Source organism: Bradyrhizobium sp. URHD0069 (genome assembly GCF_000701345.1).
Lineage (GTDB): Bacteria > Pseudomonadota > Alphaproteobacteria > Rhizobiales > Xanthobacteraceae > Bradyrhizobium.
In genome coordinates, this window is sequence record NZ_JNIJ01000008.1 from 36,010 (window position 1) to 60,710 (window position 24,701).

Here is a 24,701-nt window from a genome sequence, read left to right on the forward strand (position 1 = left end):
TCCTCCGTGGGTGATGCCTATTTTTGCAGAACCTTCGATCAGATGCGTCCGAGCGCCGTGAGAATGACCCTTGGCGTCAAAGGGATCTCAGTGACAGTGACATTGAACGGCGAAAGAGCGTCGTTGACAGCGTTGGTGACGGCGGCTGCGGCCGCCGCGGTTCCCGCCTCCCCGGCTCCCTTGGCGCCGAGCTCACCGTCCAGCGTTGGAGAGACGATATGCCCGACGTCGATATCCGGCATTTCGCCCGACATGGGCACGAGGTAATCCGCCATGTTGGCGTTGGTGAGCTGCCCCCGCTCATCGTAGATGCAGTGCTCGTATAACGCGGCACCGAGACCTTGAACCACGCCGCCTCTGATTTGTTCGTCCACAAGCTGCGGATTGATGATGGTGCCGCAATCCTCGACCACCCAGTGCTTGAGAAGCTTGATGAAGCCTGCCTGGGTATCGACCTCAAGCCACGACGCCTGAATGCCGTTGGTGAACGCGAAGGGATATTCGCGCGGCACGAAATGGCGGGTCGCCATCAACTCGGGCTGAAATCCCGGCGGCAACGTATCGGGCCGGAAGTAAACGACACGCGCCAGTTCGTGCAGCTCGATGCGCTGCTGGCCGCCTTGAACGTCCACCACAGCGTTATCGATGATGTCCAGATCGTGGGGCTTCGCCTGAAGGATGGCGGCCGCAACATCCAGAATGTTCTTGCGCAGCACTTTGGCGGCCTGCAGCGCGGCCTCGCCGCCGATGCCTGCACCGCGCGAAGCCCAGGTGCCGCCGCCATAAGGCGTGTTGTCGGTATCGCCGAGAATGACGCGCACACGCCCCATTGATACGCCGAGTACGCTGCCGACGATCTGCGCGGTAAGCGATTCCGATCCTTGGCCCTGCTCGGTGATGCTGGTCTGGCAGATCACGCGGCCGGTGGCATCCAGACGCACCGCGACGCCGTCCTGCGACGAAATCCGCGCGCCGCCGACGCCGTAGAATGCCGCGCTCGGATTGGTGACTTCGATGAAGCTCGCAATGCCGATGCCGCGGTAAATCCCCCGCTTGCGCAGCTCCGCCTGCTCGGCACGCAGCGCGTCGTAGTTCATCATCGCAATCAATTTATCGAGGGAGGCGTGATGCGACAGCGCTTCGAATTTAAGACCCGACGGCGAACCGCACGGATAAGCATCGTCGCGAATGAGATTGCGGCGACGAATTTCGATTGGGTCCATCCCGATCCGCTGCGCAGCAAGATCAACCAGCCCCTCAGTGATCGAGCACGCAATGGGGTGCCCCACGCCGCGATACTGGCAAGTGACATTCTTGTTCTGAAAAACGACACGGGTTCGCGCCCGATAATTCTGCGTCGTGTAGGGACCGCCGACCAGATTGATGACCTGGTTGGCCTCGATGGCGCTGGTGCGCGGATACATCGAATACGGACCGATGCCGGTGACGTCGTCGATCTCGAATGCGTTGATCGTTCCGTTCTTGCTGACGCCGATGCGCGCCTTGCAGACATGATCCCGCGCGTGGATATCGGTGTTGAAGCTCTCGACCCGATCGGCGACGAACTTGACCGGGCGGCGCAACAGCTTCGACAGTGCGAGGGTCGCCATCTCGTCGGCGTAGATATGAACCTTGATGCCGAACGAACCGCCGACGTCCTTGCAGACCACGCGAACCTGCGCCTCATCGAGACCCAGATGCATGGCAGCAATATTCTGCACCATGTGCGGCGCCTGGGTGCCGAGATAAACGGTCAGGCGCTCCTCGCCGGAATTCCAGTCGGCGAGGACCGCGCGCGGCTCCAGCGTGACACCGGTATGGCGGCCGAATACAAACTTGGCTTCCACAACCTCGTCCGAATCCTTGAAAGCTTGATCGACCGCTCCGGCATCGAGATTGCGCTCGAAGGCAAGATTGTCTCCGAGCTCCGGATGAATCACCGGCGTCTCGGGATCCAGCGCGGTTCGCATATCGGTGACAGGAACCAACTCTTCATAATCCACCGACACTAGCTCGGCGGCATCTTCCGCGAGCGCGCGGCCGGTCGCCACGATGGCCGCCACCGCCTCGCCCTGCCAGCAGGCGCGGTCGGTCGCGATCGCGTGCTGAGGAGCAGACTTGAGCCCCTTGAGATGCGACAGGACGCCGACCCACGGCGTGATGACTTTCGCCAGTTCAGCGCCGGTCACAACCGCGATCACACCGGGCATGGCTTTCGCCTCGGTTGCGTCGATCTTCAGAATTCTGGCGTGAGCGTAGGGCGAGCGCAGAAACACGACATGCGCCATGCGCGGCAGCACCATGTCGCTGACGTATTGCCCGCGGCCCTGCATGAGCCGCCCGAGATTCGGGCGCGGCACCGTCTTGCCGATGTACGAATTCGGACGGTCCAGAACCGAAAGACCGGACTGCTTTTCGGAGCTATCGTTCATCGCGCCTGCCCCGAACGTGCACGGGCCGTTGCTTCCACGGCATCGACGATGGCGTGATAACCGGTGCAACGGCAGTAGTTGCCGGACAAATGCTCACGGATTTGCTCGCGATCGGCTTGCGGCTCATGCGTCAGGATATCCTGCGCGGCCATCAACATCCCCGGCGTGCAGTATCCGCACTGCAAGGCGTTGCGATTCTGGAAGGCCGCCTGCAAGTCGGAAATCTCTCCGCTGTCCGACAGTCCTTCGATCGTCTCAACGGACGCGTCTTCCGCCTGTACCGCCAGCAACAGGCACGCGCGGACAATGTCGCCGTTCACGCGAACCGTGCACGCGCCGCACACGCCGTGTTCGCAGCCGACATGCGTTCCTGTGAGACCCAGATGCTCACGCAGAAAATCGGCCAGGTTGAGCCGCGGGAGCACCTGCGCGGAAACGCTCTCGCCATTCACTGTCAGCGAGATCGGGGTGGGGTTCGTCATGCCCGCGGCCTCGCGTCAAGCTCAGGCCGCCCGAGCAAAGTCGCCACACACCGCGCCATCAACTGGCGCGCGAGATAGCGGCGCATTCCAGCGGATGCCTGCTGATCTTCCTGCGGATCAAGTTCTGCGTCGAGCGCGGCCTGCGCATCAGCCAGCATGGATGCCGTGACGGGCTTTCCCGTGAGGTGCTTCGAGGCCGCAGCCAACAAGGGCCTATCGCCGACAGCAAAGAAACCGAGACGAAGGTCCGCGAATACGTCGCCTTCCAGAATTCCGGACGCAGCAAGCCCGACGATGGCGTAGTCGCCCTTCCGGCGCGCGTACTCATGAAAGAAATGAGCCGAATTTGATTTTGCGACAGGCATCTCGACCGCGACCAGCAATTCTTCCGGCGACAGCACCGTTTCGTAGATGCCGGTAAAAAAATCGGCAGCCTGAATGCGCCGTTCGCCATTCCTGCCCCGCACGACGATGATTGCGTCGAGCCCGATGGTACAGGCCGGAAGCTCCGATGCGGGGTCGGCATGCGCGAGACTGCCGCCGATCGTGCCTTTGTTGCGAATCGCCGGATGGGCAACGTACGCAATGGCTTCCGTTAGAAGCGGCGCGTGCTTTGCGATGTCCGGAGACCTAAGGATATCGACGTGACGGGTGAGCGCTCCGATTTTCAGGACTCCATTCGATTCGGAAATACCCCGCAGCTCGGAGATAGCACCAATATCGACCAGCAATGCCGGAGCCGACAGCCTCAGGTTCAACGCAGGCATGAGGCTCTGCCCGCCGGAAAGGACCTTTGCCTGATCGCCATGCAGGGCAAGCAAATCCAGCGCGTCGGTGACGCTCGATGCACGCGTATAACTGAAAGCCGAAGCTTTCATTCCGGCAACCTCCGTTCGCCTCATTTTAGGATGGGCTTCGGCAGATTAGATGGTGCCGGGCATTAAAGGTCAAGCGTATTTATCGAACGATTATTTCTGGAGATGACGTCCGTGTTTTCGATAACCACAGAAATGAAGCCGCACTGCCGGCTTGCGCGGGGAAACGAGTGCGACAAAGCAAGGAAAGAGTTGCGGGATTACCAATTATCAAGGTCTGAAACGCAGCGATATCGCGTTGCACAATTTGCAATCAGTCCGCTGACCGAACGATGCGCCGTCGCGTCGCTCGCGGCGCGCCAGTCCGTTCCTGGAACACAAGCCGCGATTGCTCGGCCTCCAATCTAAGAATATCGGCAAACAATGCCGCCGCTGGCGACATGACCTTGCGCGCCGGCTCGATCAAGACGAACTCGGAATAAAACGGCGGGTCTTCAAGCGGCCTGACATCGAAGCGATCGTCATCGAGGTCCGACACCATCATGACGAACGGCAAAATGGCGACCCAGTCGCTCGCTGCGACAAATTGCAGCGTGCCCATCATCGCGTCGAGTTCGAGCCGCTGCGCGACGGCGACGCCATTGGCGCTGAAATAAGTTTCGATGTTGCGGCGGCGGGTGTTCTGAGGACCGGGCAGCACCACTTTCAACGGGCCAAGTTCGGACAACTTGACCGGCTTCAGGTTGTTGTCCCGCTTCGCGCTGACAAGCATTTCGCGATCGCGGGCGAGAAGACGGTGCGAGATTCCGGTTGCCCCCTCGAAGGCCGGCACCACGGCGAAATCCAGTTCGCCTTTCAGGATCATGTCCGTCAGGACGCCCGAATAGGCCTCGATGACACTGATCTCCGAGCCGGGCGCGGAGCCCAGAAACTTGTCGAGCGCGGGAGCGAGCACCGATCTGGTGAATGTCGGCATCAAACCCACACGGATCACGCCGCGGACGTGGTTGATGGCAACGCTTTGCTGCGCCGCCTCCAGCTTCTTCAGAACGTCGACGCATTCACGATAATAGAGCTTTCCGGCCAACGTCGGTTCGACATCACGACCGTTGCGCTCAAACAGCGCTACGCCGAGCTCTGACTCAAGCTGCTTGATATGTTGCGAAATGCCCGACTGGGTCGCGCCTTCCCGTCGGGCCGCCGACGTGAACGAGCCTTCTTCATAGACCGCGACAAAAGATCTGATCTGGCGCAGCGAAATCATCCATCAATTTTCCTAATGCAAGAAAGTAAGAATAATCATTTTTCTAATAGCGCACAATCGCTAGTCTTCCGGCAATCACAAGCAATCGAGGAAGTGCGCGATGAAGCTGGGCTTTTTCACCATGCCGATCCATCCCTTGGACAAGGACTGGCGGCAGTCGCTGGCGGAAGACCGTGAGGCGTTCCTGCTCGCCGACGAACTTGGATTCACGGAGGCTTATGTCGGGGAGCACGTCACCGACAAGGCTGAGAACATCACGTCGTGCGTAGCGTTCCTGGCGTGGATCGCTGCTGCGACCAGCCAAATCAAGTTGGGAACGGGCACCGTGAACATGCCCAACACCCATCCCGCAACAGTGGCGGCCACCATCGCGATGCTGGACCACATGCTCGATGGCCGCTTCATCTTCGGCATCAGTCCCGGCGGACTTCTGTCGGATGCAGAACTGTTCGGCAATCTCGATTTCAACCGCAACGAGATGTTCCTCGAGGCAATCAACCAGGTGCTCGGCATCTGGTCGGGCGAGCCGCCCTACAATCTTCAAGGCAAATACTGGACGGTCTCCACGCAGCGAACGCAGATCAAGGAAATCGGTCAAGGCTATATCCCCTGCCCGCTGCAACGCCCGCATCCACCGATCGTCGTGACCGCGGTTGCACCGTTCTCAAAGGGCGTGACCGAAGCGGCCGTGCGCGGATGGGACCCGATTTCGGCGAACTTCCTGATGCCCGCGTGGGTCAAGAGCCACTGGCCGAAATATGTCGAAGGCTGCGAACGCGGCGGCCGCCCGGCAGACCCGGCCAACTGGCGCGTCGCCAAAAGCGTTTTCGTTGCAGATGACGCTGCGATTGCGAAAGCCTATGCCACCGATCCCAATGGGCCGTATGTGAATTACTATCGATCGTTGTTTACGAAGCTGAAGAAGAACGGGCGCATCGAACTGTTCAAGACGCACCGCGACCAGCCCGACGACGACGTGACGCTTGAGATGATCTGCGACGAGTTGATCATCTACGGCACACCGGATAGCGTCGCCGATCAGCTACTTGCCTTTCAGAGCGAAGTCGGCACATTCGGGACGCTGCTCTACGCCGGCAAGGATTGGAAAGACCGCGAGCTTGGGCGAAAGTCCATGATCCTGACGGCGGAGAAGGTCTTGCCGCTGGTGAACGCCAGTTCGCCGAAACAGGTCAAAGCCGCAGAATAACACGTAAAGCAGGAAGTCCCATTGGCCCTCACCGATCGCGTTCCCTATCAAGCCCTCATCGACCGCCCCAAGCTGGTCCTTCCGGGCGGCAAAAAGCTTGCTGTCTGGATCATCCTGAACGTCGAGGAATGGCGGATCGAGAATCCCATGCCGCGAACCGTGCTCAGTCCGCCTATGGGACAGCCGCTGCTTCCCGACGTGCCGAACTGGGCGTGGCATGAATACGGAATGCGCGCGGGTTTCTGGCGTCAGTTGAAAGCCCTGACCGACAGAAACGTTCCGACAACGCTGGCGATTAATGGGAACGTCTGCACGTCGTATCCGCGTGTGGCCGAGGCCGCGCGCGAGGCCGGATTCGAGTTCATGGGGCACGGCTTCCTGCAAGGCCCGATGCACAAGCTCGACAATCAGGGCGATGCGATCAAGCGTGCTGTCGATACCATTGCAAAATTCGCCGGCAAGGCGCCGCGATCATGGGAAAGCCCCGGCCTCACCGAAACCGAGGACACGCTCGATCTGCTGCGCCTGAACGGCATCGAATACGTCGCAGACTGGGTGATCGACGATCTTCCGCAGGATATCGCGACGCCTCACGGCACCATTACGACGATCCCTTACACGGTCGAGACCAACGACATCGTCGTTCATGCGCTGCATCATATGCCTTCGGAGCAATTCCTGCGCCGGAGCATCGATCAGTTCGACCGGCTCTTTCTGGAGGGAGACGAGAACGCCCGCGTGATGGCGATCTCGATCCATCCCTACATCACCGGCGTGCCGCACCGGATCAAATACCTCGAACAGTTGCTCGATTATGTGATCGGCCACGATGACGTTGCGTTGATGACGGCGAGCGAAATCGGCGACTGGTATCGCGGCCAGATGGTCAAAGCTTAAGATTTTTCAGGAGTACAGACATGATCCGGGCCGCCATCGTCGGGCTGGGATGGTGGGGACAAACCATCGCCAACAATCTTGCGACCAGCGACGTCATCAAGCCCATTTTGGGCATCGATCCGCTGGAGCCTATGCGTGCAAAGGGTGCCGCCTTAGGGCTTGAAACATCCGCGCGCTTTGAAGACGCATTGGCGCGATCCGACATTGACGCCGTCATCCTCTGCACCCCGCAGGACCACCATGCGACGCAGATCGAGGCTGCCGCTAAATCCGGCCGTCACGTATTCTGTGAAAAGCCGCTTTGCACCACGGCCGAAGATGCGGAACGTGCGATTGCCGCGATCAAAAAGGCAAGCGTGCAACTCGGCATCGGCCACGAACGCCGCTTCGAGCCCGCGGTGATCGAAATGCGCAAGCGGTTCGGGGACGGCGAGTTCGGCAATGCGCTCGTGCTGGAGGGCAACTTCAGCCAGGACAAGTTTCTCAACCTGCCGCCCGACAACTGGCGCCTGTCCAACACGATCAACCCGGTTGGCCCTTTGTCAGCTACCGGAATCCATCTTGTCGATCTTTCGATCTCGATTCTCGGCAAGCCCACACAGGTCTGGGCACGGCTGGCCACACTCGGAAGCAATTTCGCCAATGGCGACACGCTTTCGATCACCATCGGCTTTGGGAGTGGTGCGACCGCCACGCTGAACGCCGTCCTTGCCACGCCCTTTATGGGCCGTCTCGCGCTGCTGGGATCGAAAGGCTGGATGGAAATTCGCGACCGGACCCATCCCGAAAGTCCGACGGGCTGGGACGTGACGCGCGCTCTCCGCGATCGTTCGCCGGAAACCGCCTACTATCAGCCTCATCCGGCCGTGCGCGACAACCTGGAATCATTCGGCCGGGCTGCACTCGGCAAGGGTTCATATCCCGTCCCGCATGACGAGATGCTGTCGAACGTGCGGACGTTCGAGGCCATCCAACGGTCAGCGAGCAGCGGCCGCATTGAGCCGGTTTGATTTCGCCGCCGGCCGCTTGGCGTCTTTGGCTGACGCGCGCGCGAAACCGGCGAGGTAGCCGTCGATCGCATTGGCGATCATTTCTTCTTTGTCCTGGATGTCCGGCATTTCGTAAATGTATCGTCGAACGCCGTAATAGAAAACGCCGCCGTGGAAAACCCACGCCATTTCAATTTCGGATGCCGTCGGCTTGGCCTGCGTCGGCAGGCCAAATTCAAACCTGCATTCCTTGATAATGCGCGTCAGAATCTTGTCGCGCACAACGCCCACATACCAGCGGTTGATGTCGAGGCCCTTGAGACCTGAGAACAGATAGATTCTCAGCCATTTTCGCGTGAAAATCACATTGGTATAGGCGTCGTAGAATTGCAGCAGTCGCTCGCGTATGGGCCGCGACCGGTTGGTGAGAAGTTTCTCCCAGCCTGTATCAAGCGGCTCGAGATAGACCTTGCGATAAACTTCCTTGACCAGTTCTTCCTTGCTCGGGAAATAGCGATACAGCAACGGCTGGGTCACACCCAACCGGCGCGCCAGTTCGCGCGTGCCGCCATTGAAACCCTCTTCGGAGAAGAACTCCGTGGCCTTCCGGACGAATTCCTGACGGCGGTCTTCGGGAGACAGGCGCTTCTGTTTCACACGCGCGACCGACGAAGATGATTTCTTTTTCATGATGACCTAACGGGGGTCATGCCCCAGGAACGAAGCGACCGAAGCTGCCGCGCGCGAAAAGCAGCGGCTCGGCGCGGTTGTAAGCATAAGCTTCCACAACACCAAGGAAAATCACATGGTCGCCGCCGTAATAGCGGTCGGCGCTGCGGCATTGAAATGTGGCCACGGCGCTGGCGAGGACTGGCGCATCGCCTAAACCCGGCTTCCAGGAGACACCCGCGAACTTGTCGTCGGCGCGCGTGGCGAACTGCGTTGCCAGCGCCTGCTGGGATGCGCCCAGCACATTCACCGCGAAATGGCTCGCGTTCTGGAAAATGCTCATGCTCGGAGAATAACTCGCCAGACTCCAGAGCACGAGCGGCGGATTGAGCGAAACCGATGCGAACGAATTGCAGGTCAACCCCGTCTGCTTGCCATCGGGCGTCGCAGCCGTGATGACCGTGACGCCGGTGGCGTAAGCTCCGAGCGCGTTGCGGAAATCGCGCGGGTCGATCGCGGAGTTGTCGCTTGAAAGCTCATTCCCTAGTTCGGTTGGATGTTGCGAAGCAGCAGCCATCGGCCTGGCCTCTCTCAAAGAGTCAGATTTTCGGACGGCAGATCCAGCGCGACGCGGCCGTAATTGGTTCCAGCGGCATCGAAGCTGAACGCGATGTGCGCGTTGATCGCATGCGCATCCCGGAATTGCCGTTGCAGCGCGCCCGTGGTGTAAAGACCCCGCGCGCCGCTGGCCGAAAACAGCAACGAGACAGCTTCCGTGCACAGGTTGACCGCGTAAGCGCCGTCGCGCCGGTATCTGGTCTTTTCCGCGAGGTTGGGAACATCACCCCGACGTGCATCCTCCATCGCTTCAATGCAGGTCCGGCGCATGATCAGACGCGCCGCGTCGATCTTGGCCGAGGCTTCGGCAACCTTGATCTGCGTCGTCTGAAGATCGCCGAGCTTGGCGCGGTTGTAAGTCGAGGCGCGATGCCGCGCGATCTCGACATAATCGTCAAGACAGGCCTGCGCGTTGCCGAGAGCCGCGCCCGACAGAACGAAAGGAAACAAAGCAAACACGGGCAGCGCATAAAGCGGGCCAGGATTCACGGTGCTTCCCGGCGTCGCGCCTCCGGCGACATCCTTCACCGCGAGCGTCATGTAATCCGATACGAACACATTCTTGGTTTCAACGTCGCTCGATCCGGTCCCCTTCAGACCGGTCGCATTCCACGTATCGATGATCTTGTAGTCGTCCTGCTTAAGCAGAAAAACCCGATACTCGACGCCGTCCGCATCGTCGTCGGAGGATACGATGCCCGCGAGCATATTCCAGGCGCTCGAATCGACACCCGACGAGAACGGCCAGCGGCCCGATAACATATAACCCCCGGCCACTTTCGTGGCGCGGCCCGCCGGAAACACAAACGACGACGCAATGAGAGCGTTGACGTTGTCTTTCCAGATCAGATCCTGCGCGCGCTCGTCGAACATGCCCAGCATCCAGTGATGGCTGGCCAGATTCGCCAGATTCCACGCGACCGAAGCATCGGCAAGCGCGATGACGTCGGCAAAATCCACCAGCGCGACATAGTCGAGTTCCGAACCGCCGACGCGCTTCGGCTGAAGAATTCTGAACAGGCCGGCGTCGTGAAGCTCCCGCTCGGTTTCTGGTGGCAGCCTTCGCATCTCTTCGGTGGTCGCGGCACGCTCACGGAGCTTTGGAACCAGCGCGTGCGCACGCTCCAGCATCTCGGAATACGCGCCGTCTTGACCGTTTGAACGCCGGTCCAACTCAAGCTTATGGACTGTGCCTGACATGGGTCTCTCCTGGGCGTTACCGCGCCGCGGTCTTCCGGGGGGCATTCGGCTTGATGTGCGGACGGTCGAGATAAAGCGATGCTTTAAGCCCCTCGTCGTCCTGCGTCGCGAACTCCGACAACAACTTCATCTCCGGAATGCGCGAACGGTCCAGCGTGGTCACATCCGGCCAGTCGATCTCGATCAGATTGCCGGCAGGGTCGCGCAGATACATCTGCACGCAGCCGTCCGGCAACTCGTTGACAGGATTGCGGAAGGCCTTGAAATCCAGCGCACCGATCGCCTTGGCCCGGTCATAGGCAGCGTGAAAATCATCCACGTCGAGCGCGAAGTGCTGATAGACCGGGATGTGATCCTCAAGCTCGAACAAATGAAGCTGAAGATCGCCGCAGCGCAGATACTTGGTCTTGAAACCGAAATTATAGGTCGGGATCAATTCCATGCCCAGTACGGTTTGATAAAACCGTGCGGACTCTTCCAGATCCTTGGCGCCGATAGAGAGATGATTGAAACCGAGAACTTTCATGTCTGCTCTCCCCTGCGAATTCAATGAACGTTTTTTATTTTATCAACCGATAAATAACGCCGTCTGGACAGGAATGCAAGCAGATTGACATTGGAATGCGCTGCACAAAATGTGCTGCACGCGCGCGACGCACTCCGGCCTGTATGAATTTGGGATGCGAATCGGCCCTGCACGGCAATCCGCTGCTCATAGGCCCATCGATACAGTTTCGCAGCGTCTGCTTCCCTGCTCGCATCCGGGATCAGTTCGTTCGTCGCAATGCTGACCACTTCAGAAGATGTGAGAGCGAGAACGCCGTCTGCACTACGATGCGGATTTCTTCCGGTCAATTCCATGCAACGTCTCGAGCACGGCGCAGACCGCCGCCGTATCCTGCTCTTTGCGGCCGAGCGCAGCACCGGCATGATAGACCTGCGAAGCCGCCGCGTAGACGGACAGCGCACAATTCAGATCGGCCGCGAAAGCGTCGATGATCGAAATGTCCTTGAGCTGCATGCGGATCGTGGCGGTCGGCACGTCGTAATTTTCGTCGCGCATCAAGGGACCCCGCATCTGGAACATGCGCGATGTGCCGGCGCTGTCGGCGAGCGTATCGTAGACCAGCGCCGGATCCATCCCAGCCTTGATGCCAAGAACCATGGCTTCCGCCGCCGCCACGTTATGAATCGTGACGAGATGGTTGGCGATGTATTTCATGATGCTGCCGCGACCGAACGGTCCGAGGTAGCGTTGTACGCGCGACATTCCGGCGAAAACCGCCGCGCAACGGACAAAGGCTGCTTCATCGCCGCTGCCGAGAATAACGAGATCCTTGGTCACCGCCTGCGCGCCGGTGCCGCTGATCGGACAATCAAGGAGAATTTTGCCGCTCTTTTCCATGACATCCAACGCCGCGCGTTTGATGTCCAACGGCAACGTGGAGCACTCGATGACGATCTGGCCCGTGCCCGTCGCCTGAGCGATGCCATCGGCTCCTCCTATTACCTCGGTCAACGCCTCAGCCTTTGGCAGCGACACGATGATAATCGATGCCGCCTCGGCCACGGCGCGCGGAGAAGCCAGCGCCTGACCGCCCAGTTCTTCCAGACGCGCGCGTGCCGCGGGCACCGGATCAAATCCGGCCACAGCAAAGCCGGCCTGGCGCAGGTTTCGCGCCATCGCCGTACCCATAATTCCTATGCCGACAATGCCGATTCTTTGATCCATCCAACGCATGCCTTTACCGAGAAAGTGACGTGTGAGCTACAATCTGAACAACAATCAGCGATCTGATGCAATGCGGCAGCTGTACGTGGGCAAATGAGTTTTCAATGAAACGCACATTTCATAACCGCCTGTGTGTATCGAAAACTCAAACCCGGACGTAATGATGGTGAAGCCCGCCGAGGATCGGGTGTGAACGAATGATTCCGATCTGTTGAGTCGGACGAATAACTCGGCGCATCCTTGTGCAACGACCGATGCGTTCTGACGGAGTTGTAGTAAGCGGCGTATGATTTTAGAATCCGGCGCAGATGCGCCTCGCCGAAGACAATGATGTGGTCCAAGCACTCGCGCCGGATCGATCCGATCAGCCGTTCGGCAAAGCCGTTCTGCCAGGGTGAGGCTGGTGCAGTGGGCTTGTCGCGAATGCCCATGGCGCGCAATCCGCGTGTGACGACGATGCCGTAGATCCGATCTCGGTCTCGGATCATGTAACGCGGAGCACCATCCCAAGGAAATGCCTCCGTGATTTGACGTGCAACCCATTTGGCCGTCGGATTTGCTGTGACGTTGATCCAGATGAGGTCCCTGCGGTCGAGCCGGACGATGACGAAGGCATAGAGCAGGTCGAAACCGACAGATGATAGCAGCCGCCAAACGGATGGCCCCATGTCGAGGACAGCCTTCCTCCCATATCTGGAACGCGATCAACGACGAGCGACCATCCGCTCCCTGAAGCGGCCCTCCGGGACTCTACGTAGGGGCTTGCCCCTAAGGCATGGAGCGAGATTTCCGAGTTTGTTTGTTTCATTTACCAATAGGCCATCCGCCGCACAGGAGATGGCTCACATGCTTACCGAAATCGTTACTGGCGGTAGGCCGCCCGCTTCCCTCAGACATGCGGCCCAGTAACCTCTGGAGTTTGATCATGGCAATTTACGACGATGCTGACGTCAATCCTCCCCGTCCTGCTTCCGGCCATGAAAATAAGAAAGCGATGCCATGGCTTCACGACGAAACGCAATTTGCCTGCGAGGGCTGCGGTGATCTCGTTACGCTTGAGACGGCGAAGCTGCGGGACCATATCAGGGGCCTCAATAAGGCTTGGAACGGCTTGCTCAAACGCTTCAAGAAGTAAGCCAAAGTCGCGCATACCCCCTGAGAAGGAACAGATTTCCGATCTCGAACCACAGTGAGCGCTCGCGGTTCTGTCGCATCAGACAACGCCGCCGCCCGATCTTCCTTATCGTCGCCCCGTACGACGGTCCTCAACGCTTCCCGTTCGAAAAAATTCCCGGAAAAATTTTTGGAGATCATGGCCGGGGCACGCGATCAGAGTTAGGTCTGAAGGCAAGCTCAGAGGATTGTGCCCATATCCGGAAACTTTCCGGATATGGTCGGAAGTTTTTGGAAATATTTTTTGGAAAATATGGAGGGAAGGAGACAGAGGCTTTCAATTTATAAACAACGGCTGCCCTCCGCCCGCCCCCCAACCGGGGGTCAAGGGTCCGTCACGGAAGCGGGGCCGGATTACGCGGCAGCGGCCGTCAGCGCCCGCCAGATAGTTGGCTCGCTAACGCGGTACACTTTGGCTAGTTCGGCCATCGTCTCGCCGTCGGCGTATCGCTCGGCGGCGACCTTGATCTGCTCGGGCTTCAGCTTCGGCGTGCGGCCGAACTTCGTCCCCTTTGCCTTGGCCAACGCGATGCCCTCATCGCAGCGCTGGCGGATCAGGCCGCGTTCGAACTCGTTGACGCCGCTCATGACCGCCACCAGCAGGCGGCCGACCGGCGTCGTGGTGTCGCACCATGCTTCGCCGAGCGAGATGAAGCCGCAGCCCTTGGTCTCGATCTCGTGCAGGATGTTGTGCAAGTCGCGCGCCGACCGCGCCAGCCGGTCGAGCTTGGCGACGTGCACGACATCACCGGGTAGCAGCGCCTTCATCAGCTTGTTGAACTCGCGGCGGTCCTTGGTCGACTTGCCCGAGACCTTCTCGCTGTAAATCTTCTCGCAGCCCGCCGCCTTCAGCGCCTCGACCTGCGCCTGGTAGTCTTGGGTGCGGCTGCTCACCCGCGCGTAACCGATCTTCCTCATCTCATGCCCCATTTTGAAAGCTAACGTTATGAAAGTTAGATCACGCCGATAAAACAAGGACAACTGAAAACTTTCAAATAGTGCAGTTTGTGAAAGTTATGGCATCGCCTTTTCAGCGGCGGCGGCAGCGGCCTCCGCTTTCGCCCGCTCGGCCCGCCTACGCGCGATGTAGCGCTCTGCGCTCGCCGTCCGGCCCGACCATGGCGGCGGCGGCGGCGGTGCCCGGCGCGCCAGCTTGGTCAACAACGAGATCAGCGACGATTCGTAGTTCAACGATCTGAGCACGTCCCTAGCCGCGCGCAGCCCGACCCGGTCGATCTCGACGGCGCGAACAACCAGCTCAACGCATTCGAGCATCTCGGTCTCGTCCATCCCCATGGCGCGCGCCTCGGCGACCATAAACCCGAGGTGCTCGGCAGTCGTCTCCAAGACAACGTCGATGTCGTCCAAGTTCAGCGCCTGACCCTCCCGTCGCAGCTCATCGACGTCATGCTGGCTAACGGGCACTGCTGGTCGCCTTATGCTCGATGGTGCGCATCTTGGACTGCGGCTCGTTGCCAAGCAAACTCAGCGCGTGCCTGAATTTCTCCGCGAAGCTGCCGACATCAACGGAGCCGCTCACGTTGACATCGACATTTTTCGGCAACAGGCCGCTGACGATCCGGCAGAACGTGCCCGGTTCACTTTCCGCGCAACGGCGCAATGCGGAAATGCCATCTTCTTCCCAAACCGTTTTCAAATCTGCGATGAAGGCCTCGCTCAATCGATTTCTGCTCCCGACCCTGCGTCCCGGCCCGCCATTTGAGCCCGTTACAAATTGGCCGGTCTTCGCATCGCGATCAGTTGTCATCGTGGTCTCGCTCATGGTCGCGAGCATATCCCTCAAATAACAGAGCACCGTACCCCGACATGGCCCCCGGTGGGGTAGTACGGCTCCCCTTGGGCGTTTCAGGAGCGATCTGGTCCTGATTGCAGGTCACTCCCGCGCCAGCATCCGCTGGATGCTCTTCGCGTCGACCTTCTGGATGCCGTACTCGTCGGCCCAAGCCTGGGCGATGTCACGATAACTCGCACCACCCTCGCGCAACGCCCTACCACGGGCTAGCGCGGCCTGCTCGTTCGAGTTCGGGACGAGGCGCTTAGTCTCATCCTCACCGATCTCGACATCGAACCCGAAGGGCCGCTTGCCGCCGTTGAACAGCTTCTGCGTCACCCGATATCGCTTGGCCTCACGGACGCGCTCTCGGATGGCGTCGCGGGCGTTCTCAGCCACTGCACTCAAGATCGTGAACACCAATTTGGAGATTCCGTTGCCGGTGACGTCTCCGCCGAGATCGATCATGTGCAGGGCGACCTTGTCCTCCTTCAGTTGCTCCAGCGTACCGAGCGCATCGGATGCGCTGCGAAAGGTGCGATCCAGCCGAGCGGTGACGAAAACGTCGCCGGGCTGCAACGCCGCCAGCAGGCGCTGGCCTTCGGGACGGTCGGCGAGGGGCACTGAGCCGGAGACGCCAGCCTCGACGAAGAACGCCGCGACGGTCCAGCCCTTCATCATGCAGTAGCCGGTGATCTGCTGTTGCTGGCTGTCGAGCGACAATCCGTTGACGGCCTGTTCTGAGGTCGAAACCCGGCAATATCCGTAGACTTTCATGGCGTCTCCGTGGCGTTGCTTTAGCAATGCCACAGACTACTCAATGCCACAGTGTGTAGCAAGAAGAACCCAGCGTTATCGACCATATTTTGCGTTTCGGGCGACAGCGAGAGCGGCACAGCCGGCCGGTATTCTATGGTTTCTCGCGCTCGAGTGCCGCCTGGAGCATGTCGCTAGCCTCTTTGCCCAGCTCCGCGCGCACCATGGCAAGAATGTCCTCTTCGCTTTGTATGCCCGCGAAGTCACCGGGCTGGCCGCTCTCTTTGCGCTCGACGAGCAGTCCGACCAGCCGCGCCTGGTTCATCGTCGCGGTGATCGCAGCCGCCGGCTGGCCGAGTTCACGGGCCAATGCCCTGTCCGCGGCGAGGTCGTCCAGCAACGTGTCGAGCGTTACCGCGTTTCTCTTGGCCAACTGGCCTCTTAGCTCCATGATGCGGCGCTGGGTCTTGCCTTTTCTTGCTAGCCTACAGGCGGCTGCGTCCAACCCGCTTCGCGTGGTCGGCGTGTAGCCTGCTCTAAGGTATGACGCTGCGGCGTTGCCGGTCTGGATGTAGAGCCGGGCGAAGCATTCATGGCGTGGGTTTGGCAGTGCTGGCATGGCTACAAGGTGCTGTCGGTCACGGTATTGCCCCGCAATGAACTGGCCGTAGCGATCGCGGTGATCACCGAGATCACCGAGATCATCGAGATCAACATCGACGCGATCTCGCTCATGTTCGCATTATAGCGATCGGATGATGTCGTTATCTCAGTCATTTGCCCGAGCATAGCACACGTCGAGACGGCGCGCGCTGCCATCCCCATCGATACCCTGTGTGCTGTTACGCGCCACTGTTGTTCGCTTGCGTGCTGCCCAGTGCGCGGCGAGCCACCGGCGAGCTGCTGCGCACTGTTGTGCAGCACCGGGGGGGGGTGGGGGGTAGACAGACACAAGTTTTAAGGCGGTGGTGGACAGCTTTTTAAGGGTGGTCGACAGATGCTAAACAGTCAGCCGACAGTCTCGAAAAACCAAGCTTCAGTGGCTGGCGCATGCCGAAGTACAAGTTCCCTCGCGATGATCTGACTTCGTTTCTCGCGAAGGATCCGCTGCTCGCGAAGGATCTGCCGCTCCTCAAGGCCCTGCGCCGTCTCGCCGCTGCGGCCGGCAAGACCAGCACCGATGCCGACGCGGTGTATTATCAAATTCAGATCGAGCTCGGTGGTCTCAGGAACCGGATCCTCCGCGAGAGCAAACTACGCGGCCGGGTGGAGCGCAGCTCCGACGAGCAGCCGGCTCGCGCCGCGGAGGAGAAGGAGAAGCTGCTCCAGCATCGGCCCTGGCATATCATCGCGCGCCTGGTCCGCGCGAAACGCTACCAACTTGGCATTGGCCGCCGGCGCCGAAGCAGCGAACAGAAGGCCCTCGAGCGAAGCCTGAAGGAGCTGAAGCTGGACGAGAACGATCCGGACACAAAGCTCGGTCCGGGTGATCTCACGCCCGTCGAGACCCGCGCCGTCCAACTTGTCCGAGGCGGGAAGGTGAATGCGAGAAAGAACCCGATCGAGGTTCAGGCCGTCGCCATCGCGGCAGCCATCGAGGCTGACTTTTCCCGAAAGAGGAAGGGCGGACGACCAGCCGCGCGGCGGCACAACATCGTCTTCGATGAAACCAGCTTCCAATATCAGCTGCGACTGACGAGGACCGAGGTGATCGAGGCCGTGCTGTCCACGATCGAAGATCTTGCGGGTCCGGCAAATTCATCGGCGCCGAATTCGGCAATGATCGCCTCCGCCGTCGCCGTGGTGAAAGCTGCCGGTGTCGAACCGAGACCAATGCCTAAACGGATCAAGGCCGCCGGCGTGACGCAAAAGACGTTTGACGCGAATTCTTGCGCAAGCATCGTTTGGAAGGTTCAGCGCCGGCGAACGAAACGTAAGATATTGAAGTAGCGCCGCTTTTTAGTGGCCAGATCGGACAATTCCAGAAATTCGGGATCGGTGGTTTCCGGCGGATGCTGGCGACGCTCAAGGAGGGCGTCAGCAGCGTGTCGAAGAAGAAAGAACGCGGTCAGAAAGTGCGGCTCGCGTACTCGCCGCAGGAAGCGGCGGACATTCTCGGCCTGTCCAACAGCACCGTAGAGCGCATGATTCGGAGCGGAACGGTCCGCACGGTGAAGATCCGCGCGCGCCGCATCATTCCGGTCACCGAAATTGAAAAGCTGCTCGCCGCCGCCGTCTGAAAAACGAAGAGCGCGCCGGTCTAGGCGTGCCCTTCGCAATCTGCACCGCCCGCTTGCACCGGGCAGCAATGGAGATCGAGACATGCCCAATACCACAATTGCGTCAGCACCGCTATCCGGCGGAATGATCTTGCGCATCGCCAATGGCCTGCGCTGCGACAATTGCAGCCGCTTGGTTCGCGGCAGCGATGTAGAGCAGCTTGAGGCCGGTCACCGCATCATCTGCGCCGCCTGCCATCATCTCCTCCTCAGCTACGAGGTGCGGTCATGAAGATCATGGCCCCCGCGAGCGCGCTCAATGCCGCCATGTCGCTGGCCGCGATGGCGGCAGACAAGCTGACCGACACCCCGATCCGCATCCTTGCCGATCATGGCGCGATCAGGTTCTGCGTCACCAACCCGCGCGCGGTGATCTCGATCTCGACCACCGCCGCCGCCTCGATACAGGAGAGCGGCAGCGCCACCATCTCGGCGCGCCGGTTCGCGGCATTGCTGTCCGGCTTCGGTACTCGATCCACCATCAATATCACCACGAGCGACGCGGCGATGACGATCAGCTCCGGCAACAGCCGGTATCGGCTCCCGCTGCTTGCCGATCCGCGCGCGGGGCTTGTGATCAATCCCGAGATCGCCCGCGTCGAACTGGCGACGGCGGACTGCCTCCGGTTGCTCGACGTCGTGGCCGCCGCCGGCACCGAGAAGACGCGGTTCTTCCTGAATGGCGTGCACCTGCACAGCGACGGCGACAAATTGATCGGCGTCGGTATGGACGGGACAAAGATGCTTCGCGTCGGCGTCGTGGCCGATCACTTCAGCGACGATACCCGCCTCATCATCCCGGCGACTGCGGTCAAGATGCTCGGCAAGCTGCTGCGCGTGACAAAGCCGGAGACCGTGACCTTGCGCAGATCGCATGCCGTATTCGCGGCGAGCGCGCCGGGCTTCGAGATCTTCTCCGCCATGATCGATGCGGCATACCCGAACTACAAGCAGGCGTTGCCGCTGCCCAGCGGCAGTTCGGCGTCATGCCAGCGCGCTGATCTGGTCGCGGCATCGTCTCGGCTCAAGGCCGTCGCCGTCGGCGATCTGCCTTTGATCATGGTGACGTGGGTCGACGGCGAGCCGATCCGGCTATTCCTGGCGCACGAACCCGACGCCGGCTGCGATGTTGTGGTCGCCCAGACTTGCCGTAGCGCCAGGATAGCACTGTCGCTGGCGCAGCTCACTGCGCTGCTCGCCGAGTTCAAAGACGACGTGCTGCTGATCGAGATGACCGACCGTGGCGTCATCGTTCGCCAGGGCGACAAGTTGGGGCTGCTGATGTCCTGCAGGTTTATCGAAAAGGAGATCGCGGCGTGACCGATCTCATTGGGCTGCCCATCAAGCTGGCGCGCACCATCGACGGGCCCTGCGGCGTGTGCGGCGAGACCACCGTCATCATCGGCTCCAGCGCGGATCCACATATCGCATCGCTGCGCTGTGCTTGCTGCGACCGCCACCGTGGCTGGCTGCCGAAGACGGTCGCCGACTTCCTGACAGACCTGGTGGGCCGTTTTGGGCGGCCGACCGATCCGATCACCGTCCGCAATTCCGAATTGGCCGCGACCTTGGGTGCACACGCGGCGGAAGCATCAACAGCACCCACGACCTGAAAGGAAAACAGCTATGAGTATGTTCAGTGACATGTACGGCAGCAAATACTTCAGCGTCGCCGACCTGAACGGTGAAATGCCGCGGCGTCGGATCGGCAAGGTAGAGCCCTCCGAGTTGAAGGACAAGGACGGGACCACAAAGCGACGGCTCGTGATCTACTTCGAGGGCGTCGAGAAGCCGTTGGTCTTGAACCGGACCAACGCGCGGAAGCTGGCAGAGACGTACACCGAAGACTACACGAAATGGGTCGGCGTCGTTGTCGACCTGTACGACGAGGAGACCAGCTTGGGCAAAGGCGTGCGCCTGCGGCCGGTAAAATCGGCCGCCGCCGGCGCCGCCGCAAAGGACATGAACGACGAGATCACCTTCTAACCAAAAACACCGGCGGGCCATTGCGCCCGCCTTTTTTTTGCGAGAGAGCCGATGCTCGCGACCTGGCAAATCCTTGACGCGGCCACGACCGCACGGAAGCGGCTACGCGAAGCTGGCTTCCTTCCGATCCCGGCCATCGGCAAGGCGCCGCCAATTCTCGGCTGGCAGAACGTCGCCGCCAGCGATGCCGAGATCGACAGTTGGTTTCATAAATATCCGGAAGCCTTGAACACCGGCATCATCACGCGCACCGCCCCGGCCGTCGACATTGACGTCTATGATCCCGACGTAGCCGACGAGCTGGAGCAACTGCTTTGGGACGTTACGGGCACCCGAGGCATGATTCGCTTTGGCCAACCACCGAAGCGCGCCGCGTTATTCCGCACCGACGCGCCGTTCGGCAAGATGGCAACGCCGGTGTTCACATCGCCGACGCAGCAGCGCCATCGCGTTGAGGTGCTCGGCGACGGCCAGCAGATCGTCGTTAACGGCGTCCATCCCGGCACCAACAAGCCCTATCGCTGGCACGGTGGCGAACCCGGCGACGTGCCGTTGGCCGGTTTGCCCGAACTGACGAAGGCAACGGCCGAGCAATTCATCGCCAAGGCCGCCGCGCTGATGCGGGAGCACGGCTGGACCGATGAGGTCCGCAAAACGAACGGCGCCGGCCTTCACGGCGCCAACCATCGCGGTGGCGCCGATTTCATCGCGATGTACGGCAACCGGCAACAGAAGTATGCCGCCGCCGCCTTGCAAGGCGGCTTCGACGAGATGGCGGCGATGCCGCAGAATTCCGGCCGCAACAACAAGCTGAACGCGCTCGCGTATCGCATGGGTACCATGGTGGCGCGGCAGTGGATCGGCAGCGATCAGGTGACCCATCGGCTATATGAGGCGGCAGCCGCCTGCCTTCTGGTCCATGACGACGGCGAAGCCGCCACAACCGCCACCATCGCGTCGGGGCTGGGCAGCGGCGAGGCGAAGCCGCACGCCGATCTGAACGACACGAAACCAGATGACGGCGGCAACGCGGATGAGCCGCTTGCCTTCATCGATATGAGCAACTGGGACGGCCAGCCGCCACCGCCGCGGCTGTGGTCCGTGCGCGAGCGGGTTCCGCTCCGGCAGCCCACGCTGTTCTCAGGCGAGGGCGCGATAGGCAAGACCTTGCTCTCGCTGCAGCTGCTGGTCGCGCACGCGCTGGGCCGCGACTGGATCGGGATGCTGCCCGAGCCGGGCCCTGCGATCTATTTCGGCTGCGAGGACGACGCCGACTAGATTCACCGCCGTGTCGCCGACATCGCCGCCCAACACCGCGTGAGGTTCGCCGACCTCATCGCCGGAGGCCTGCATCTGCTGTCCTACGCCGGCAAGGACGCGATCTTGGGCGCGGTCAATCGTGGCGGCATGATCGAAGCCAGCTCGCTGTTTCACCGCATCCACAAGGCGGTCTCCGGCATCCAGCCGAAGTGCGTGGTGATCGATACCAGCGCCGACGTGTTCGCCGGGAACGAGAACGATAGGGCGCAGGTTCGGCAGTTCATCGGGCTGTTGCGCCGCCTTGCCATCGACGGCAACTGCGCCGTCGTACTTTGCAGCCATCCCTCCCTGATCGGCATCAAAACCGAGACCGGGCTGAGCGGCAGCACGGGATGGCATAATTCGGTACGGGCGAGGATGTTCTTCAAGACCGCGACGACCGACAAGGGCGACGAGCCGGACCCCGAATTGCGGGAATTGTTGTTCATGAAGAACAATTACGGCCCGGTCGGCGCGCGGGTGCTGCTGCGCTGGAGGAATGGCGTCTTCGTGCCCGAGCCAGGACAGGGCACAATTGAGAAGGCCATCGCCGAGCGGAAGGCCGAAGACCTGTTCCTGAAGTTGCTGGACCGGTTCGGCGCTGTCACCAACAAGAAGGGCACCTCCTACGCGCCCGCGCTGTTCGCCGAGGAACAGGAAGCCAAGGCGGCGAAGGTCTCGAAGTCGGCGCTGGCCGATGCCATGGGCCGCCTGTTCGCCGCCAACAAGCTGCACCTGGAAGCCTACGACTACCCGTGCCGCAAGCGGTTTCGGATTGTGGCGGGACCCAAGCCGTGACCCGTGCCGCCATCGGCAGCATTGCCGGATCATCCGCAGCCCGCGCCGACAACGGGCCGAACATGCGCGGCGCAATCACGATCGAACAGAACCTGCCTGGACCTATCCCCCATCAACACGCTAATTTGAAGCGGATAATTGAGGTTTATGCAGGGATAGGATATTTTGAAGCGAAGCCCTTGGGTGCCGACGCGAAAATCCCAACCCAGCACGACGGACACGGCTGGCCACGGCATGGGCAATCTTGCACCCGAGGTTTGTCCAATGAGTAACCGTCCTTGGCGCGTCAAGCCGAGTGAAATCACCCGCACCATCAAATCCGTGCAGCAAACGGGTTTGCATGTTCGTAATATCGAGGTAGGTCCCGACGGCCTGATTCGGGTTAACGTCGGCGATCCAGACGCCCCTGCCCCGGCCGAAGAGACCTCAGAGGAATTGAGGAAGCTGCTATGAAGCCGCCACGCTCTGCGCTGCCCCTGCCGCGCTACGTCGAACGTAAGCCCCTCAAGGGCGGCGGTTGGGGCCATTTCTTTCACGTACCATCATGGGCACGGAAGGCAGGCTGCACCTTGCAGAGCGGGCCGCTCGGCACCGACTACAGTGCTGCGGTATCGCGGGCCGAAACCATTCTCTTGCCCGCCTTCGATGCTTGGCGGACCGGCGACGCCAGCCCGGCATCATCACCAGCTATCAGCGCATCCGGAACACTCGATTGGATGTTCGGCGAATATCGCACTGACCGGCGATTCACCAAGCTCGACCCCAAGAGCAAACGCAACCATGAAGTCGGCTTCAAGCTGGTCGGCGGCTACGTGTTGAAGGACGGCAAACGGCTCGGCGAGAAACGCTTGAGCGCCATCGACACCGCCCTGACGGACGACCTTTACGAAAAACTGATGATCCTCAGAACCACCGACGCTGACGGCAACGTGGTCGAGCGCGAACGTCGCACGACGGTCAACCACGCCATGAAATCCTGCCGCCGCGCTTGGAATGTGGTTGCGCGTCGACATCCCGGCAAGCTGCCACTCGTCAACCCCTTCGCGCAAATGGGCCTTCGATCATCTGATCGTGAGACGCCGACCGCGACCTATGACGAGTTGCTGGTGTTCCGCACCAAAGCCGTCGAACTTGGCCTGCCATCGCTGGCGACCGCCGCGCTCATCGGCTGGGAGTGGTTGCAGCGCGAGACCGACATCTTCGCGACGTTCGACGTTTCGTACTATCGTCCGAAAGAGCGCCCGAACATGGTGCGCGTCGTGGACGAGAAAACGAAACAGGAAAGTTGGATACCACTAATCGATGATGCTGGCGCACCCATCTATCCTGAGCTTATGGCCGAACTTGATACCATCAAGCGCGAGCGCATTGGCGGTCTGATGCTGTGCCGGGACTGGGGTAATCGTGGACCATGGCCGACATGGCCGAAGCCGGACCAACCGGACTTCACGCACCTGAGCCGCAAGGTCAAAGAGGTCATCCGCGCCGCTGGCTTGCGCGATGCGCTATCTTTCACCTCATTTCGCCATGGCGGTTTCACCGAAGGCGGAGATGCCGAACTCACCGACCGCGAGATGCTGGCGCAAGGGCGGCACACGACCGTCAAGGTGCTGCCGAAATACACCAAGCGCACGACGCGCCAGATCATGAACGGGGCGAGGAAGCGCCGCGCGTCTCGAACAAAAGAAGGACATTTGTCCGAATGAACACCAGCATTCTTGTCCGAATGGAAAACCGAGAATTCGAAAAGCGCCTGAGAATATTGGAGCGGGTGAAGGGAATCGAACCCTCGTATTCAGCTTGGAAGGCTGCTGCTCTACCATTGAGCTACACCCGCGCAGGGGATGAACTATCATGGCAGGCAGGCGGCCTCAACAGTTCATGCATCGATTCGGACCCGTCATGCAGCCTGCAAACCGCCTTTTGTTCCGCGGACGCCCTTCACACCGGCCGGGCTTAACAGGCGCTGATTCGCCGCCTATATTGATGTTTCCATCAACAACGAAAGGAGGTGATCCAGTGTCTTATACCAAGCGCTGTCACCTCGCTGGGATCGCCCGCTAAGCTCTCTTGGCTTGGCAACAGGGCGCTCTCAGCGCCTGGACCAGCGAGTTACAAAAGTCAGGACGCGACGGAAGCAATCCCGTCGCGTCTTTTTGTTTTTACAATACGCGATGCCAATGGCCAACGTGCACACGCCCGTCTATGGCTTACGCAACATGACCGTCTCCGCTGAGTGCCTTCGCGCATTGCTGCCTTCTGCACATCAGCCGTGTTGCTCGCGCGGCGAGTTCAACTCAGCTCCCAAGTATC

The 24,701-nt window shown here is 60.6% G+C and carries 29 protein-coding genes, 1 tRNA gene and 2 pseudogenes; 14 read left to right on the forward strand and 18 right to left on the reverse strand.

Annotated features, from left to right (window positions below; all coding sequences use genetic code 11):
- Positions 1 to 38 precede the first annotated feature (38 nt).
- From N554_RS0101625 to N554_RS0101640, 4 genes are all read right to left on the reverse strand, one after another.
- The gene (locus tag N554_RS0101625; RefSeq protein WP_029581876.1) at positions 39 to 2,432 is read right to left on the reverse strand and encodes a xanthine dehydrogenase family protein molybdopterin-binding subunit; all 2,394 of its coding nucleotides are present in this window, start codon (positions 2,430 to 2,432) and stop codon (positions 39 to 41) included.
- On the reverse strand, positions 2,429 to 2,914 hold the full coding sequence (locus N554_RS0101630) for a (2Fe-2S)-binding protein (protein WP_029581877.1): 486 nt from the start codon (positions 2,912 to 2,914) through the stop codon (positions 2,429 to 2,431). Before N554_RS0101630 ends, N554_RS0101625 begins: the two co-directional genes overlap by 4 nt.
- Positions 2,911 to 3,792 carry an FAD binding domain-containing protein gene (locus N554_RS0101635; RefSeq protein ID WP_029581878.1) on the reverse strand — a complete coding sequence of 294 codons (882 nt, stop codon included), beginning with the start codon at positions 3,790 to 3,792 and terminating at the stop codon, positions 2,911 to 2,913. The genes N554_RS0101630 and N554_RS0101635 overlap by 4 nt, the downstream gene beginning before the upstream one ends.
- Before the next feature lie 250 nt (positions 3,793 to 4,042).
- Positions 4,043 to 4,993, reverse strand: a complete 951-nt coding sequence (locus N554_RS0101640; RefSeq protein ID WP_029581879.1) for a LysR family transcriptional regulator — start codon at positions 4,991 to 4,993, stop codon at positions 4,043 to 4,045.
- A gap of 100 nt (positions 4,994 to 5,093) precedes the next feature.
- On the opposite strand from N554_RS0101640, the gene N554_RS0101645 reads away from it, so the two are divergent.
- Genes N554_RS0101645 through N554_RS0101655 form a run of 3 tightly spaced genes read left to right on the forward strand, consistent with a single transcriptional unit; the run spans position 5,094 to position 8,107 of the window.
- Entirely contained in the window at positions 5,094 to 6,200 is a 1,107-nt protein-coding gene (locus tag N554_RS0101645; RefSeq protein WP_029581880.1) for an LLM class flavin-dependent oxidoreductase, read from the forward strand.
- A 21-nt stretch (positions 6,201 to 6,221) separates the two neighbouring features.
- Positions 6,222 to 7,097, forward strand: a complete 876-nt coding sequence (locus N554_RS0101650) for a polysaccharide deacetylase family protein (RefSeq protein WP_029581881.1) — start codon at positions 6,222 to 6,224, stop codon at positions 7,095 to 7,097.
- 20 nt (positions 7,098 to 7,117) lie between these two features.
- Positions 7,118 to 8,107, forward strand: a complete 990-nt coding sequence (locus tag N554_RS0101655) for a Gfo/Idh/MocA family protein (protein ID WP_029581882.1) — start codon at positions 7,118 to 7,120, stop codon at positions 8,105 to 8,107.
- On the opposite strand, the gene N554_RS0101660 is transcribed toward N554_RS0101655, so the two are convergent.
- The 7 genes from N554_RS0101660 to N554_RS35240 all read right to left on the reverse strand — a co-directional run bounded on the left by N554_RS0101660 (position 8,075) and on the right by N554_RS35240 (position 12,973).
- Positions 8,075 to 8,776, reverse strand: coding sequence for a TetR/AcrR family transcriptional regulator (locus N554_RS0101660; RefSeq protein ID WP_029581883.1), 702 nt, complete (start codon positions 8,774 to 8,776; stop codon positions 8,075 to 8,077). The two genes, N554_RS0101655 and N554_RS0101660, sit on opposite strands and share 33 nt — an antisense overlap.
- Before the next feature lie 16 nt (positions 8,777 to 8,792).
- Complete coding sequence (locus tag N554_RS0101665) at positions 8,793 to 9,332, reverse strand: flavin reductase family protein (protein WP_029581884.1); 540 nt, start codon at positions 9,330 to 9,332, stop codon at positions 8,793 to 8,795.
- Positions 9,333 to 9,346: 14 nt separating this feature from the next.
- Complete coding sequence (locus N554_RS0101670) at positions 9,347 to 10,573, reverse strand: acyl-CoA dehydrogenase family protein (RefSeq protein ID WP_051677242.1); 1,227 nt, start codon at positions 10,571 to 10,573, stop codon at positions 9,347 to 9,349.
- A gap of 16 nt (positions 10,574 to 10,589) precedes the next feature.
- Entirely contained in the window at positions 10,590 to 11,099 is a 510-nt protein-coding gene (locus N554_RS0101675; protein WP_029581886.1) for a VOC family protein, read from the reverse strand.
- Positions 11,100 to 11,119: 20 nt separating this feature from the next.
- Positions 11,120 to 11,434 carry a hypothetical protein gene (locus N554_RS41675; protein WP_081851070.1) on the reverse strand — a complete coding sequence of 105 codons (315 nt, stop codon included), beginning with the start codon at positions 11,432 to 11,434 and terminating at the stop codon, positions 11,120 to 11,122.
- The gene (locus tag N554_RS0101680) at positions 11,403 to 12,305 is read right to left on the reverse strand and encodes an NAD(P)-dependent oxidoreductase (RefSeq protein ID WP_029581887.1); all 903 of its coding nucleotides are present in this window, start codon (positions 12,303 to 12,305) and stop codon (positions 11,403 to 11,405) included. Before N554_RS0101680 ends, N554_RS41675 begins: the two co-directional genes overlap by 32 nt.
- 101 nt (positions 12,306 to 12,406) lie before the next feature.
- Positions 12,407 to 12,973, reverse strand: coding sequence for an integrase core domain-containing protein (locus tag N554_RS35240; RefSeq protein ID WP_051677243.1), 567 nt, complete (start codon positions 12,971 to 12,973; stop codon positions 12,407 to 12,409).
- Positions 12,974 to 13,230: 257 nt separating this feature from the next.
- Here N554_RS35240 and N554_RS0101690 point away from each other — a divergent pair, with 257 nt between their 5' ends.
- Positions 13,231 to 13,440 carry a hypothetical protein gene (locus N554_RS0101690; RefSeq protein WP_029581888.1) on the forward strand — a complete coding sequence of 70 codons (210 nt, stop codon included), beginning with the start codon at positions 13,231 to 13,233 and terminating at the stop codon, positions 13,438 to 13,440.
- A 392-nt stretch (positions 13,441 to 13,832) separates the two neighbouring features.
- Here the strand turns inward: N554_RS0101690 and N554_RS0101695 are convergent, their stop codons facing one another.
- The 6 genes and pseudogenes from N554_RS0101695 to N554_RS42850 form a co-directional block, all read right to left on the reverse strand.
- Complete coding sequence (locus N554_RS0101695; protein ID WP_029581889.1) at positions 13,833 to 14,396, reverse strand: recombinase family protein; 564 nt, start codon at positions 14,394 to 14,396, stop codon at positions 13,833 to 13,835.
- Positions 14,397 to 14,492: 96 nt separating this feature from the next.
- A complete protein-coding gene (locus N554_RS0101700) occupies positions 14,493 to 14,846 on the reverse strand; it encodes a hypothetical protein (protein ID WP_156041723.1) in 354 nt (117 codons plus the stop codon).
- Between the two features lie 46 nt (positions 14,847 to 14,892).
- Positions 14,893 to 15,159, reverse strand: a complete 267-nt coding sequence (locus tag N554_RS37085) for a hypothetical protein (RefSeq protein ID WP_156041724.1) — start codon at positions 15,157 to 15,159, stop codon at positions 14,893 to 14,895.
- Positions 15,160 to 15,372: 213 nt separating this feature from the next.
- A complete protein-coding gene (locus tag N554_RS0101710; protein WP_029581892.1) occupies positions 15,373 to 16,047 on the reverse strand; it encodes a recombinase family protein in 675 nt (224 codons plus the stop codon).
- Positions 16,048 to 16,180: 133 nt separating this feature from the next.
- Entirely contained in the window at positions 16,181 to 16,459 is a 279-nt protein-coding gene (locus tag N554_RS41680; protein ID WP_245283495.1) for a hypothetical protein, read from the reverse strand.
- A gap of 9 nt (positions 16,460 to 16,468) precedes the next feature.
- Positions 16,469 to 16,645: pseudogene (locus N554_RS42850) on the reverse strand (terminase small subunit); the annotation flags it as partial.
- On the opposite strand from N554_RS42850, the gene N554_RS39475 reads away from it, so the two are divergent.
- The 10 genes and pseudogenes from N554_RS39475 to N554_RS0101770 all read left to right on the forward strand — a co-directional run bounded on the left by N554_RS39475 (position 16,619) and on the right by N554_RS0101770 (position 24,094).
- Complete coding sequence (locus N554_RS39475; RefSeq protein ID WP_156041725.1) at positions 16,619 to 16,774, forward strand: hypothetical protein; 156 nt, start codon at positions 16,619 to 16,621, stop codon at positions 16,772 to 16,774. The pseudogene N554_RS42850 and the gene N554_RS39475 overlap by 27 nt on opposite strands.
- A 302-nt stretch (positions 16,775 to 17,076) precedes the next feature.
- Complete coding sequence (locus N554_RS0101725; RefSeq protein WP_029581894.1) at positions 17,077 to 17,976, forward strand: hypothetical protein; 900 nt, start codon at positions 17,077 to 17,079, stop codon at positions 17,974 to 17,976.
- 62 nt (positions 17,977 to 18,038) lie between these two features.
- Entirely contained in the window at positions 18,039 to 18,266 is a 228-nt protein-coding gene (locus tag N554_RS0101730) for a helix-turn-helix domain-containing protein (RefSeq protein ID WP_029581895.1), read from the forward strand.
- A gap of 82 nt (positions 18,267 to 18,348) precedes the next feature.
- Positions 18,349 to 18,537 (forward strand): hypothetical protein, encoded by a 189-nt coding sequence (locus tag N554_RS39480; protein ID WP_156041726.1) that lies wholly within the window; start codon positions 18,349 to 18,351, stop codon positions 18,535 to 18,537.
- Positions 18,534 to 19,625, forward strand: coding sequence for a DNA polymerase III subunit beta family protein (locus N554_RS0101740; RefSeq protein WP_029581896.1), 1,092 nt, complete (start codon positions 18,534 to 18,536; stop codon positions 19,623 to 19,625). The genes N554_RS39480 and N554_RS0101740 overlap by 4 nt, the downstream gene beginning before the upstream one ends.
- Positions 19,622 to 19,918, forward strand: coding sequence for a hypothetical protein (locus tag N554_RS0101745; protein ID WP_029581897.1), 297 nt, complete (start codon positions 19,622 to 19,624; stop codon positions 19,916 to 19,918). Before N554_RS0101740 ends, N554_RS0101745 begins: the two co-directional genes overlap by 4 nt.
- Positions 19,919 to 19,931: 13 nt before the next feature.
- The gene (locus N554_RS0101750) at positions 19,932 to 20,291 is read left to right on the forward strand and encodes a hypothetical protein (protein ID WP_156041727.1); all 360 of its coding nucleotides are present in this window, start codon (positions 19,932 to 19,934) and stop codon (positions 20,289 to 20,291) included.
- A gap of 51 nt (positions 20,292 to 20,342) precedes the next feature.
- A pseudogene (locus tag N554_RS41685) lies at positions 20,343 to 22,388 on the forward strand (AAA family ATPase).
- Positions 22,389 to 22,652: 264 nt separating this feature from the next.
- A complete protein-coding gene (locus tag N554_RS0101765) occupies positions 22,653 to 22,841 on the forward strand; it encodes a hypothetical protein (protein ID WP_029581900.1) in 189 nt (62 codons plus the stop codon).
- Complete coding sequence (locus N554_RS0101770) at positions 22,838 to 24,094, forward strand: site-specific integrase (RefSeq protein ID WP_051677248.1); 1,257 nt, start codon at positions 22,838 to 22,840, stop codon at positions 24,092 to 24,094. The genes N554_RS0101765 and N554_RS0101770 overlap by 4 nt, the downstream gene beginning before the upstream one ends.
- A gap of 57 nt (positions 24,095 to 24,151) precedes the next feature.
- Here N554_RS0101770 and N554_RS0101775 read toward each other — a convergent pair.
- Positions 24,152 to 24,225: transfer RNA gene (locus tag N554_RS0101775), tRNA-Gly, on the reverse strand.
- Positions 24,226 to 24,701: the final 476 nt, after the last annotated feature.

Bases quoted from the DNA above. Each gene is read 5' to 3' on its own strand.
- N554_RS0101625 (WP_029581876.1), bottom strand. From the start codon at position 2,432: ATGAACGATAGCTCCGAAAAGCAGTCCGGTCTTTCGGTTCTGGACCGT.
- N554_RS0101630 (WP_029581877.1), bottom strand. From the start codon at position 2,914: ATGACGAACCCCACCCCGATCTCGCTGACAGTGAATGGCGAGAGCGTT.
- N554_RS0101635 (WP_029581878.1), bottom strand. From the start codon at position 3,792: ATGAAAGCTTCGGCTTTCAGTTATACGCGTGCATCGAGCGTCACCGAC.
- N554_RS0101640 (WP_029581879.1), bottom strand. From the start codon at position 4,993: ATGATTTCGCTGCGCCAGATCAGATCTTTTGTCGCGGTCTATGAAGAA.
- N554_RS0101645 (WP_029581880.1), top strand. From the start codon at position 5,094: ATGAAGCTGGGCTTTTTCACCATGCCGATCCATCCCTTGGACAAGGAC.
- N554_RS0101655 (WP_029581882.1), top strand. From the start codon at position 7,118: ATGATCCGGGCCGCCATCGTCGGGCTGGGATGGTGGGGACAAACCATC.
- N554_RS0101660 (WP_029581883.1), bottom strand. From the start codon at position 8,776: ATGAAAAAGAAATCATCTTCGTCGGTCGCGCGTGTGAAACAGAAGCGC.
- N554_RS0101665 (WP_029581884.1), bottom strand. From the start codon at position 9,332: ATGGCTGCTGCTTCGCAACATCCAACCGAACTAGGGAATGAGCTTTCA.
- N554_RS0101670 (WP_051677242.1), bottom strand. From the start codon at position 10,573: ATGTCAGGCACAGTCCATAAGCTTGAGTTGGACCGGCGTTCAAACGGT.
- N554_RS0101675 (WP_029581886.1), bottom strand. From the start codon at position 11,099: ATGAAAGTTCTCGGTTTCAATCATCTCTCTATCGGCGCCAAGGATCTG.
- N554_RS41675 (WP_081851070.1), bottom strand. From the start codon at position 11,434: ATGGAATTGACCGGAAGAAATCCGCATCGTAGTGCAGACGGCGTTCTC.
- N554_RS0101680 (WP_029581887.1), bottom strand. From the start codon at position 12,305: ATGGATCAAAGAATCGGCATTGTCGGCATAGGAATTATGGGTACGGCG.
- N554_RS35240 (WP_051677243.1), bottom strand. From the start codon at position 12,973: ATGGGGCCATCCGTTTGGCGGCTGCTATCATCTGTCGGTTTCGACCTG.
- N554_RS0101690 (WP_029581888.1), top strand. From the start codon at position 13,231: ATGGCAATTTACGACGATGCTGACGTCAATCCTCCCCGTCCTGCTTCC.
- N554_RS0101695 (WP_029581889.1), bottom strand. From the start codon at position 14,396: ATGAGGAAGATCGGTTACGCGCGGGTGAGCAGCCGCACCCAAGACTAC.
- N554_RS0101710 (WP_029581892.1), bottom strand. From the start codon at position 16,047: ATGAAAGTCTACGGATATTGCCGGGTTTCGACCTCAGAACAGGCCGTC.
- N554_RS39475 (WP_156041725.1), top strand. From the start codon at position 16,619: ATGGCGTGGGTTTGGCAGTGCTGGCATGGCTACAAGGTGCTGTCGGTC.
- N554_RS0101725 (WP_029581894.1), top strand. From the start codon at position 17,077: ATGCCGAAGTACAAGTTCCCTCGCGATGATCTGACTTCGTTTCTCGCG.
- N554_RS0101730 (WP_029581895.1), top strand. From the start codon at position 18,039: ATGCTGGCGACGCTCAAGGAGGGCGTCAGCAGCGTGTCGAAGAAGAAA.
- N554_RS39480 (WP_156041726.1), top strand. From the start codon at position 18,349: ATGCCCAATACCACAATTGCGTCAGCACCGCTATCCGGCGGAATGATC.
- N554_RS0101740 (WP_029581896.1), top strand. From the start codon at position 18,534: ATGAAGATCATGGCCCCCGCGAGCGCGCTCAATGCCGCCATGTCGCTG.
- N554_RS0101750 (WP_156041727.1), top strand. From the start codon at position 19,932: ATGAGTATGTTCAGTGACATGTACGGCAGCAAATACTTCAGCGTCGCC.
- N554_RS0101765 (WP_029581900.1), top strand. From the start codon at position 22,653: ATGAGTAACCGTCCTTGGCGCGTCAAGCCGAGTGAAATCACCCGCACC.
- N554_RS0101770 (WP_051677248.1), top strand. From the start codon at position 22,838: ATGAAGCCGCCACGCTCTGCGCTGCCCCTGCCGCGCTACGTCGAACGT.